9 protein-coding genes and 1 pseudogene are annotated in these 11,101 nt (G+C 62.9%); 4 read left to right on the top strand and 6 right to left on the bottom strand.

Going from position 1 to position 11,101, the window contains the following annotated elements; all coding sequences use genetic code 11:
* Positions 1-231: 231 nt before the first annotated feature.
* The 6 genes and pseudogenes from ACSQ2F_RS08915 to ACSQ2F_RS08890 all read right to left on the bottom strand — a co-directional run bounded on the left by ACSQ2F_RS08915 (position 232) and on the right by ACSQ2F_RS08890 (position 4,608).
* Complete coding sequence (locus tag ACSQ2F_RS08915; RefSeq protein ID WP_436021859.1) at positions 232-666, bottom strand: H-NS histone family protein; 435 nt, start codon at positions 664-666, stop codon at positions 232-234.
* A 212-nt stretch (positions 667-878) separates the two neighbouring features.
* A complete protein-coding gene (locus ACSQ2F_RS08910; protein ID WP_436021857.1) occupies positions 879-1,226 on the bottom strand; it encodes a hypothetical protein in 348 nt (115 codons plus the stop codon).
* A gap of 264 nt (positions 1,227-1,490) precedes the next feature.
* Positions 1,491-2,420 carry a hypothetical protein gene (locus ACSQ2F_RS08905; protein WP_436021855.1) on the bottom strand — a complete coding sequence of 310 codons (930 nt, stop codon included), beginning with the start codon at positions 2,418-2,420 and terminating at the stop codon, positions 1,491-1,493.
* A gap of 222 nt (positions 2,421-2,642) precedes the next feature.
* Complete coding sequence (locus ACSQ2F_RS08900; protein WP_436021853.1) at positions 2,643-3,290, bottom strand: zinc-finger-containing protein; 648 nt, start codon at positions 3,288-3,290, stop codon at positions 2,643-2,645.
* A 31-nt stretch (positions 3,291-3,321) separates the two neighbouring features.
* Positions 3,322-4,291 (bottom strand): annotated as a pseudogene (locus ACSQ2F_RS08895) (SOS response-associated peptidase family protein).
* A gap of 74 nt (positions 4,292-4,365) precedes the next feature.
* Positions 4,366-4,608, bottom strand: coding sequence for a hypothetical protein (locus tag ACSQ2F_RS08890; RefSeq protein ID WP_436021851.1), 243 nt, complete (start codon positions 4,606-4,608; stop codon positions 4,366-4,368).
* 533 nt (positions 4,609-5,141) lie between these two features.
* Here ACSQ2F_RS08890 and ACSQ2F_RS08885 point away from each other — a divergent pair.
* The 4 genes from ACSQ2F_RS08885 to ACSQ2F_RS08870 all read left to right on the top strand — a co-directional run bounded on the left by ACSQ2F_RS08885 (position 5,142) and on the right by ACSQ2F_RS08870 (position 11,072).
* Positions 5,142-5,693, top strand: a complete 552-nt coding sequence (locus ACSQ2F_RS08885) for a hypothetical protein (protein ID WP_436021849.1) — start codon at positions 5,142-5,144, stop codon at positions 5,691-5,693.
* A gap of 192 nt (positions 5,694-5,885) precedes the next feature.
* The gene (imuA, locus tag ACSQ2F_RS08880) at positions 5,886-6,707 is read left to right on the top strand and encodes a translesion DNA synthesis-associated protein ImuA (protein ID WP_436021847.1); all 822 of its coding nucleotides are present in this window, start codon (positions 5,886-5,888) and stop codon (positions 6,705-6,707) included.
* Positions 6,649-7,962 (top strand): Y-family DNA polymerase, encoded by a 1,314-nt coding sequence (locus ACSQ2F_RS08875; RefSeq protein WP_436021845.1) that lies wholly within the window; start codon positions 6,649-6,651, stop codon positions 7,960-7,962. The genes imuA and ACSQ2F_RS08875 overlap by 59 nt, the downstream gene beginning before the upstream one ends.
* Complete coding sequence (locus ACSQ2F_RS08870) at positions 7,959-11,072, top strand: error-prone DNA polymerase (RefSeq protein WP_436021843.1); 3,114 nt, start codon at positions 7,959-7,961, stop codon at positions 11,070-11,072. The genes ACSQ2F_RS08875 and ACSQ2F_RS08870 overlap by 4 nt, the downstream gene beginning before the upstream one ends.
* Positions 11,073-11,101: the final 29 nt, after the last annotated feature.

The following is an 11,101-nucleotide window of genomic DNA, read 5'->3' as shown; positions in this document are numbered from 1 at the left end:
CTCAAGGCGACGCCCAGTACTCCGTGGGAATCGGTGGAAAGCGTGCGCCGGCAACTCGTGGACGCGGCGCATCCCTCGCGATTGGCGGGCTCGACACCGGAAAATCGTGCCCAGGTCCAAGAGTCCGCCCGCCGAGCAAATGCTGCTTACGCGGTGCTCATTGCCTTGAGGTCGGCGTCGCAATAGTCGGTCGAGCTCGCAGGGTCAGCCGCGACGGCCCGCCCTGTCTAGTCAGTCGTTCTTGGACTGGACGGCAAAGTCTTCTCTGGATTTTCCAGAAGCAACGCCGTCCGTGAGCCACCGCGGTGTGCTGCCACGCCCGGTCCAGGTGTTGCCGTTGCCATCGGCGAACTTTGCCGGCAGTTTCACGCCTGCGGTCTTTTGCTTGGGCTTGGTCGGAGTGGCTGAGGGGTTCACCGCAGCGTCCAGCTTCGGGAGTTTCCTAGCGGTCGTTGACTTGGACTTTTCGGAGGCGCTACGTCCACCCCGGGTTTCCGTACCCTCACGCGAGACAGGGTTGAACAGGTCCTCAGCCGTCAGCCCGTAATAGTCGATTGCCTCTTTGATGCGACTGATGACACCTTTGGCTTCTTTCGCTTTCTCGACCGAGATGCGTTGTTGAAGCTTGGCAACTTCGACTTCCAGCTGCGCGACCGACTTGCTCATGGCAGTTCCGATAGTGAATACGGCTCGCAGGATAGCCCAATCGGTTTGTCGATAGCCATCGCAGGCCTAATCCGATGTGGTGGCCAGGTCGTCCGACGAACTGGTCTTGCCGCCTCCGAGTACCCGAGCAGCCCAAGCTCTCCGATGTATTGCTGGCTTACGGGGATGCAAATGCTTGGCCGCGGCCTTCCAGCCGCGCCGGCAGCCGGACGCTATGCCGTAACTGTCGCACCCGGAATGACTCCAGGCTCCACTTCCTCGAGTGCTGAAATCATCTCGCTGCTCGCCAGGTCGTAAGACATGCGAGCAGGTGCGAGGGCAGCTTCGCACACACATTTGAGAGCCCAGGCCACCGCGAGATATACGCCCACAGCCAGGACAGCGAGTGCAGTGAGCAAAATCCCGTGAACCAGATTGTCGGCCGCGGCGATGAAGGCAGTGGCGGACAACATCGCAGCAAGGACGACGGTTCGGCGCGCCCGAGAGCCTAGGAAGCCGCCGATGGCCAACGAATAGAAGATGAGGAATGCAACAGCCAAAAGGTGTTGCAGGGCTCCCATGGTGTTCAGGCTCTGACGTAGTGCTTCCACGGCTCTCTCCCAGTTCGAAGAATTCTCGAAGCCGAGCTACCGCTGGACAAGAATCCAATTTCCGAATCAGTTGTCAGACGGAAGGCAGTGACGCGGGCGGCGTTCTGCCCTAGCGAACACGAATGTCGAGGCAGACTGCGGCACAGAAGTAGGGGCGGCACGCTACGGCCGCCCGTAATGACCGGCCTCGCCGTAAGCGGGGGCGTTCGCCCCCGCACTGCCGGCCTCGGTGCGTCAGCGGACGTCCGCGTGAATGGTCCCGAAGAATGCCGGGTCGACCTCCAGCTCCAACGAGCCGTGAAGCGCGCGCAGCTTCTTGGCAAGTTTCGGTGAGGCGTGCCCCTCGAAGTCGAAGAGGTAGCCGTACGTCATCTCGCCGCTGCTGCCGGTAAGCTCCTGGGGCTCGGCGTCGACCAGTTCCTGAGCCTCGTTCTCGCTGATTTTGAGTCGCTCGGCGAACGCTTGCGCGAGCGTTTTCATGTGCTCCGTGGGGATATGGTCATCCGGTTCGTCGTCGCCCCAGTCCTGGTCCAGCTGTGCGGACAACACCTCGATGTCGAGCGCATCGAAGCACAGAAGACCGCTGCGGGTGGTGGTGACGGCGACCTCGAACATCACCTGGTGCCCGCTGTACGGTCGCTCGGTGTCGATTCCTAGCGTGACGTGACCATTGAGGGTTTCCACCTTCGCCTGGCCGACATCAACCTCGTGCGGTTCGAGTTCGGTTTCGAGATAAACCTCCTCAACCCCGTCGTAGTTGGCTCCGGCCATCTCGGCGTTGACGTCGTCATCGCCAAAGACGGCGTTTTGGACCTCATCCTGGAACACTACCGTCATCGCAGCGTACGAGCCGTGAAGGCGGGCGGAAGGAAGCCGCTCCCCGAAGGCGCGGTCAACGAGGGTGCGGAGTTCGGCTGCGGGTTTGGCGACACCCAGCTCGCGGGCACGGTCAGCAAGCAAGTCGTAGTCAGGAAGAACGTGCCGGACACGTTCGAGACTCTGCGGTTCAAGCCTAGCTGTCTGGGCAGCTTGGTATGACGCGAGCGTCTTGTACCCAAGAGCGGCGCAGATGAGCTGATGGCCGTGGCCGAGCCGAATTCGCACTACGGCATCGGCGGTGTTAACACGGAGGGAGGACGCAAGTTCACTGATACCAACGTTCATGGCATTTTCCTAGTTCAACGCGGACCCCTCGAGCGATTACCGTTGGTCCGCGGCCAGGCGAAATGCATGGGGCGGGTTGGTAGGAGAACTAACGGACTTGCGGTCGGTCTGGATTGAGTCGCTCGAAACTCAGGCGGACAAGGCCTTGAGTCGAACTCTATCACCTTGACCGCCGGGGGGGCAAGTTCACGGTGCCTCCCGCGCCGGTGCAGCGGAGACGTGCTAGGGCTGCTCGAACGTATCCCACACCACCTGGTTCACTCGTCGGCAGTCCTCGAGAGACAGCATCCCAATGTGGCAGTCCTCGCTGGGGATGCTGAGCGTCTTCGAGAGCCACGCATACGCCTCACGGCGGGTCATCCGCCCCTGCTCCCAAAGCGGGTCGAAGCTCTTGTGCGCGGAGATGCGAGCGTGCCGTAGCTCCTCGTTTGCCAAGCCGCCGAACGGCTGGTCGGTGCCGTTGTGACACCCGACCCAGGCATTGCAGTTCCAGCAGACCCAAAAACTCCGATTGGCCAAGTCTTTCCGGTCGGGGTAGACGGCAAGCCCGCCGTGTAACTCGGCCGGCTGCTGGCAGTAGTTGCAGGTGACCCTGCGGTCTGAGGTCAGTGGCACCGGGCCGAGAACGGGGTGCCCAGTGCGCACGCGCTCCGATGCGAGGTACTCGAGAAGGCTGGTCATGCCGACGCCGCCAGCGAGCTCCGCTGCGTTGGAAGGCGGCCCGAGTGGACGCCACTCGCCCGTGGCTGGCCAGTAGTCCACCCTATCGTCAAGCCGGACCCGCGTACCGCCATCAAGGACAACGACCGCGCCTGTGCCCAGGCCGCCTAGCTGCGGCTGCGCGTCGCTGGTTGCTTTGGACTTCTGCATGACCCGACCTCGACCTATGGCATGCGCGCAGTCACGCGGCCATCTTCTCGAGCACGCGATGGTCGTAGTACGGCCGCTCACGGTCTTCTAGGATGTCCTGCAGCTGCTGCAAGTTGCTGAGGTCCGGGTTCAGCCAGGCATCGACGTACTCGCGCTTGATGGGAACTGGGCAACGGTCGTGACCCGCCGCGGCGATTTCCTCCGGCGGGTCATCGGTGATGACGGCGAACGACAGCAACTCATCTCCGTTCGCACCCTTCCAGCGGGACCACACGCACGCCACCAGCATGTCCTGATGCGTATTCGGCTCGAACTTGAGGATGCGGTTCTGGGGCTCCTCGCCGGGACCAAGTGCTCGGTGCTCCATGTCGTGGAGCTTCACGTTTTCATAGAAGGCGTTTAACACGAGGATGCCGTGGAACGAGCCAAACTGGTTTCGCCAAAACTTCTCGAGGTTGTCGCGCCTGGCGTTGTAGCAACCTGAGAACTTCACGTCGAACGACGGGTGGGACCCAGCGGGCCGACAGAGGTAGCGCATGGGCATCACCACCTTCTTGCCGTCTTGGACGACCATGACGGGTGCGTACCACCCAGGAAAGATGCGGTGGTCGCGGTCCAGCAGCTCCCGACGCTTGAGGTCGCTGAGGTCCTGGCTGGGCCTTGCTGATTTTTTCCGTGGCGATGCGCTGACTCTCGAGCGCACCCTTCGTGGTCCTGGCCTGCAGCTTGCGCTCCGCATCGACGAGCCGATGCCGCTGAGCGAACAGCTCCTGCTGAAGCGCCAGCTCGCGGTCGGCCTTGAAGCTGTCGATGGCAGCCTTGATTTCCGCCTCCTCCGGAGTCTGCGGATGCTCGAACTCGGCTTCCAGCGCCTTCGGAACTCGCAGCTTGGATTGCTCGCGATGAAAGAACACCTTGGCGAACTCCCGGATGTCCATCGACGCGCCAAACATGCGCGTGAAACTCACGTAGTTGGCTCGAATCTGGGCGCTGTAGCACATGCAAATCTCCGAGTGATGCACGCGTTATCGCACAAATCACCGAAGCTACGTGCTAGGCGCGGAGCGTCGACTTGTTATTCGTGGAACTGTCCAAGCTTCATCAACTCGTCGTTCTCGACCCCGTCTTCGTCGACGCTGACGAATCGCATGCCGGATGTTCGGACTTGCGAGCCGAGTTCAACGACCCCGGCCGTCGTCCGCCGCACCACGAAGACCTGCTCGGTTCTGACAAGCTGTTCTAGCTCCGCTGCATCAGGAGACGTCGCGTCCGTGAGAACCGGGTCGCCATCGGGCGTCGCCTGGAATTGCTGCGCCATGACACCTGTCACTCGACCGTCAGACACAAGAAGCGCAGATACGACGTACGTTCTCATCACCCTCTCCACTTGTTAACCCGCTGGTCGGCAAGGTTCCGGAGCGGCGAACCCGTCCATACAGGGCTCAGTGCCCCTTGCGCACAGCGCCTTCAGTCACCTCATCGACATTCTTTCGTAGCTGCTCCACCGTCTTGCGTTTGAGCTCAAGGACCTCTTCCAAGAACTCCCAATCAAACGCCTCAGGCGCACGGCCTTGCCTCAAGATGCCAAATAGGTTCTCTCGGGCCTTCTGCTCGTCCGCATCCAACTAATTCAAGATGTCGAAGTCCTGAGTGATTGCTTCTTGGATGTCCATGTACGCGCTCCTTGGCCGCATTCTGCGCCACCCCGAACGGACACGACTCGCGGGTTCTTCCTTCAAAGCTCTCGAGTGGTGACGAGGACCTTGCCTACACGGTCTGGTCGCGGCGGTTAGCGCCGCTCCGCTGCCAGGCGGGTCCATGCGATGATTTCATCAAACCAAGAACGGGGAGATGACCATGCGAATGCCTGGAGAAGGTCCGCTCATCGGGCGTGCCATCACGATGTTGCTCCGGCCGCTGGTGCTGCTGTACGGATGGTGGGTGGGGTTTCGTCTCTGGACGGGCACGGTCTACGTGGTCGCTCCGGACACCATTGCCATCTTCTTTATGGTGGTAGCTCCGCTCTACGTCGTACCTGTCCTCCTCTTTTCGGTCTGGCAGGCAGTACTCCTGGGGCTCCTGGTGGCGCCGTTGGCATTCCTGTCCGTGCTGCGCATCCGCAATGGGCGCGTTGTTCGCGTCCGCTTCCTGCTCTGCATCCCGTACTGGGTGACGTTCATTTTGCCACGAAGCACCTTCGACTTGGAAGAGTCTTGGGACGACCCAGGGCCTACCGGCGTGGTGTTTCGCTACGGCGAGGACGAGGTGTCGTTTGGGTCGAGTCGGTCTGCACACGCCCTCTGTTCGGCAATCAGTTCAGTCCTAGAGGAACAGAAGTGGCGGATGGGGCCGCTTACAAGCAGCAGTACGCCCGTTCCCGAGCGGAAGGAGCCAACTCTCTAGAAGCTCCTGGGGGGCAGTTTTGCGCTTGCAGCCAAGTGCGACAGGGCCTGTGACGTGGGACGAACTGCCGTTATTGCATAGGTGCTATAGCGGCTGTAGGACAGCAGCTTGGCGGTGTCGAAATCGACGGTTTGCGAGTCGACAGCGCGCTTGCGGGATGATACTGTATGCACATACAGCACCCATCCAGCCATGCCTTCGCCCGCCCTCGACTGGCTCGAAGACCTCGAGTCCCAGCCCCTCCCGCCTCCCAAGGAGAACATTGCTCCTGGGGCGCTGCCGCGCGCCGTTGAGGCAGCCCTCTGGCGCGGAAACGAGCTCGGCCGCATCGTCACGTCTGTCTGCGCGTCCGGCTGGACGGAGCTGGATGCGGAGCTGCCCGGAGGTGGCTGGCCCCTCGGGTCCGTGTCTGAGGTGCTGGCTGCCCAGCCGTCGGTTCTGGAGTGGCGGCTGCTCGGACCTGCGCTGCGCAGGGTGGTCGCCGAAGGTGGCCAAGTCGTTGTCGTTGGACCGCCGCGCCGCCCTCACCTCCCGGGCCTCCTCCACGAGGGGCTGGACGAACGGCAGCTGGTTTGGGTCCATGCAGAGCTGCCAGCCGAGCGCCTCTGGGTAACGGAGCAGCTCATCAAATCCAATGCCGCCGGCGCCATCGTGGCGTGGCTGCCCCAGGCTCGGCAAGAACAGCTGCGCCGGCTGCAGGTCTGTGCGCAGGCGTGTGAAGGGCCGGTGTTCCTGTGCCGCCCAGAGGCTGCCCGCCATGAGGCGTCCGCTTCCCCGCTACGTGTCCACGCGTCGGTCGGTCTCGACTGGGAGCTGCGTGTCAACGTCTTCAAGCGCCGTGGCCCTGTGCATGACGGTGAGCTCGTTCTGCCGTCAGTGCCGGGTGGCCTGGCTTCTGTGCTGACGCCGCGGCTTCGTAAGCCCAGCCGTCTGATTTCTCGTGAGGTGACTGCCGATGTTGTGGGCAGCACTGGTGTTACCGCTCGGCCCCGACAGCACGCCCCCGTCCAGTGATGCCCTTCAAGGACTCGGAACATGGGCGCTTCAATTCACGCCCCGCGTTGCCGTCGTCGATGAAGCCGTCGTCATGGAGGTGGAGGCCAGCACTCGGTTGTTCCGTGGCAAGCGGGCGCTGCGCGACCGCGTCGTCCAGGAGTCTGCGGACCTCGGGGTGACCTCCGTCTCGTGGGCGCCAACAAGTTTGGCGGCCTTGGCGCTCGCCCGAGTCGGCAAGGAAAACGGTATCCGCCGTCCCATCGGCGAGCTTCTAGATGAGCTCCCCATGGGTGCTCTCAGCGCGACGTCGAAGCACCAGACCACCCTCACCCAGCTGGGATGCCGAACCCTGGGCGACATTCGCAAGCTTCCCCGAGGCGGGGTCAGTCGACGGTTCGACAAGGAACTGCTGGGAGCGATGGACCAGGCGTACGGCCTGCGACCTGAGGCCCACACCTGGTTGACCATCCCCGAAGGCTTCAAGCTGCGCGTGGAGCTCATGTCCCGCGTGGAACTTGCCCCTGCGCTTCTGTTCGGTGCCCGGCGACTGCTGATGTCGATGTGTGGGTGGCTCGCCGCCAGGCACTCAGGCACAACCGCGTTCGCCCTTCGTTGGGCGCACGACACCATGCGTTCCAAGGAAGCAGGCACCGGAGGCGAGCTGGTCGTACGGACCGCGGCGCCCATGCGAGACCTCGAGCATCTCTGTCGGCTCCTCGCCGAAAACCTGGCCAAGGTGGAATTGCTGGCGCCTGCAGGAGACCTCGAGCTGGAGGCCTTGGACGTTCATGCGTTGGAAGAGCGGACTGCCTCGCTCCTGCCAGACACCGTCCGTGCGGGAGAGTCGTTGACGCTGGTGCTGGAGCGGGTAGCCGCGCGGCTCGGACCCGAGCGCGTGCTGCGTCCCGTGCTCGTCGAGGACCATCGACTCGAATGGATGCAGCACTGGCAGCCTGCGCCCCAGCCGGTAGCGAAGAAGCGCATCCGCACGACCGGCATTCCGCAGCCCAGCTTCGTCCTCCCTGAGCCGCTGCGCCTGGCCACGCGCGGCAACCGCCCGATGTATCAAGGGCCGCTCCATCTGCTTACGGGGCCTCACCGTGTCGAAGGTGGCTGGTGGCACCGGATTAAGGATGGCGAGACCGAGGGAACCAAGAACGTCGTACGGGACTACTGGGTTGCGCTGAGCGACCACTGCGGCGTCCTCTGGATTTTCCAAGAGCGCCTGGCCAATGAAGAGACGGCGTGGTACCTGCAGGGGTCGTTCGCATGACCAGCCGACCACAGTTCTCGATACCGGAGTACGCGGAGCTCCGCTGCCTGAGCAACTTTTCGTTCCTTCGGGGCGCAAGCGGGCCCGAGGAGTTGGTCGAACGCGCGCATACATTGGGCTACACGGCACTTGCCATGGTGGACGAGTGCAGCATGGCCGGCGTCGTCCGTGCACACGTTGCGGCCAAGGCGAAGGAGCTGAAGCTTCTAATTGGCAGCCAGTTCCTCGTGCAGTGCGACTCACCGTTCACTCTCGTCGTCCTTGCTTGCAACCTTGAGGGCTACGGCTACCTCTGCGAGTTCATCACTATGCTGCGACGCTCTGCCCCCAAGGGAACGTACTCGCTGCGCATCGACGACATCGACCCGGACGAGTTGAAGCACTGCGTGGTGCTTGCGTCTCCAGAGCGCTCATCGACAACCGAGCAGCTGACGACGGTGGCACGGTGGCTTCTGACCCATTTCACTGGTCGTTGCTGGCTTGCGGTGGAGCTGTACCGGGTCATCGACGATGAGATGTGGCTTCATCGGCTTCGCGAAGCCAGCGAACTCACCGCCATCCCCTTGGTGGCGAGTGGCGACGTCCACATGCACGTCCGCTCTCGCAAGCCCCTCCAAGATGTGATGACCGCCAGCCGGGTCAGCAAGCCGCTCACCGAATGCGGCCTCGAGCTCCAGTGCAATTCTGAGCGGCATCTGCGCACCCGGCTGCGTCTGGCCCAGACGTTCCCATTGGACCTGCTGGAGGAAACGCTGCGAGTTGCGGCCCGATGCGACTTCTCGCTCAGCGAACTCAGCTACCAGTACCCCGACGAGGTGGTTCCGCAGGACGAGACCCCGACGTCGTACCTGCGCAAGCTCACCTACGAGGGCGCGGGCCGTCGATGGCCGAACGGTATGCCTGCGAAGGTGCAGCTGCAGATTGAGCACGAGCTCGAACTCATCAAAGACCTGAAGTACGAACACTATTTCTTGACCGTGGCCGACATCGTGCGCTTCGCGCAGTCGCAGCACATCCTCTGCCAGGGTCGTGGAAGCGCAGCGAATTCCGTCGTCTGCTACTGCATCGGTGTGACCGAGGTTGACCCCGCGCGGATGAGCGTCTTGTTCGAGCGCTTCATCAGCAAGGAACGGAATGAGCCCCCGGACATCGACATCGACTTCGAGCACCAGCGCCGTGAGGAGGTCATCCAGTACCTCTACGGAAAGTACGGAAGGCATCGCGCAGCCCTGACCGCTGTCGTCATCTCGTACCGGCCGAAGTCAGCCATCCGCGACGTCGGGAAGGCTCTTGGCTTCGCGCCCGGAATCCTCGACGCCCTTGCCGGCAACCTGATGTGGTGGGACGGCCGCGAAGTCATGCGAGAGCGGCTCGTGGAGGTGGGACTGGACCCGGACGACCTGGCTGTCCAGCAGCTGATGACGCTGACGGCGCAACTCATGGGCATGCCGAGGCACATGTCGCAGCACCCGGGTGGCTTCGTACTCACCAAGGGCCCGCTCACGCGCATGGTCCCTGTCGAGAACGCGGCCATGGAAGACCGCACCATCTGCGAGTGGGACAAGGATGACTTAGACGCTTTGGGTTTGCTCAAGGTCGATGTCTTGGCGCTCGGCATGCTCTCGGCCATCCGCCGGTCTCTCGAGTTCATCAGCACGCGCAAGGGCTACGTATTCGAGATGCAGGACATCCCCGCAGAGGACCCCGTCACGTACGACATGATTTGCAAGGCGGATACCGTCGGCGTGTTCCAAATCGAAAGCCGCGCGCAGCGCTCGATGCTTCCGCGCATGCAGCCGCGGTGCTTCTACGACTTGGTCATCGAGGTCGCAATCGTCAGGCCGGGCCCCATCCAGGGTGGCTCGGTTCACCCCTACTTGGAGCGCCGCCAGGGCAAGACACCGGTGACGTACCCGTCGGAGGCGTTGAAGGAGGCGCTCGGTCGCACGCTCGGCGTTCCGATTTTCCAAGAACAGGTCATGCAAATCAGCATCCTCGCCGCAGGGTTCACACCCGGAGAGGCTGATGGGCTCCGCCGCGCAATGGCCGCGTGGAAGCGCAAGGGCGGCCTCGACAAGTACTACTCGCGCATCGTCGACGGGATGACGTCTCGCGGGTACACGAAGGAGTTTGCCGAGAGCATCTTCCAGCAAATTCATGGGTTCAGCGAGTACGGGTTCCCTGAGAGCCATTCGGCTTCGTTCGCCCTGCTCGTCTACGCGTCATGCTGGTTGAAGTGCCATCACCCGGCAGAGTTCCTGGCGGCGATGCTGAACTCGTTTCCCTTGGGGTTCTACAGCCCTTCGCAGCTGGTGCAGGACGCCACGCGGCACGGCGTTGTCGTCCGGCCGGCTGACGTCAGCCACAGTGACTTCGACGCGACCTTGGAGGACCTTCCGGGGCCGCCAGCGGTCCGTCTGGGACTTCGGCAGGTGGCGGGCGTCAAGCAGGCCACTGCGGAGCGACTGATGGTTGCCCGGATGGAAGCGCCCTTCGACAGTACCGACGACTTGGCCCGAAGGGCTGACATTGACCAGGGAGAGATGCGCCTGTTGGCAGGGGCAGATGCGTTGGCCAGCTTGTCCGGCCACCGGCGACAGCAAGTGTGGGATGCCTCCGGGTTGAAGCGAGCGCCGAAGCTCCTGCGAGATGCACCCATCGAGGAGGCTTTCCTTGAGTTGCCAGCAGCGCCGGAGGGTGAAGAGGTGGTCCACGACTACGCCACCACCGGTCTGACTCTGCGGAGCCATCCCCTTGCCCTCCTCCGCCCGCAACTGGCGAAGCGCAACCTCCGCACCTCCGCTGAACTGGACGAGTGCCCCAACGGTCGCCTCGTCCGATACGCCGGCATCGTCACCCTTCGACAGCAGCCCGAGACTGCGAACGGAACCATCTTCATCAGCCTCGAGGACGAGACCGGCGAGGTTCAGGTCATCGTGTGGAAGTCGCTGCGCGAACAGCAGCGTCCGGAGGTTCTGCGCTCCCGGCTGTTGGCTGTCTACGGCACTTGGCAACGCGAGGGCGACATGAAGAGCCTCATCGCGGGCAAGTTGATGGACCTGACGCCGCTGCTTGGCAGGCTGGCCACGACTTCCCGAGACTTTCACTAGACGCTACGCCGGCATTTTGGACGGAGGTG

The sequence above is a fragment of the Rhizobacter sp. LjRoot28 genome (assembly GCF_964253025.1).
GTDB lineage: Bacteria > Pseudomonadota > Gammaproteobacteria > Burkholderiales > Burkholderiaceae_C > Rhizobacter.
Note: the sequence above shows the minus strand (reverse complement) of the source record. Positions and strands in the feature narration are given on the sequence as shown.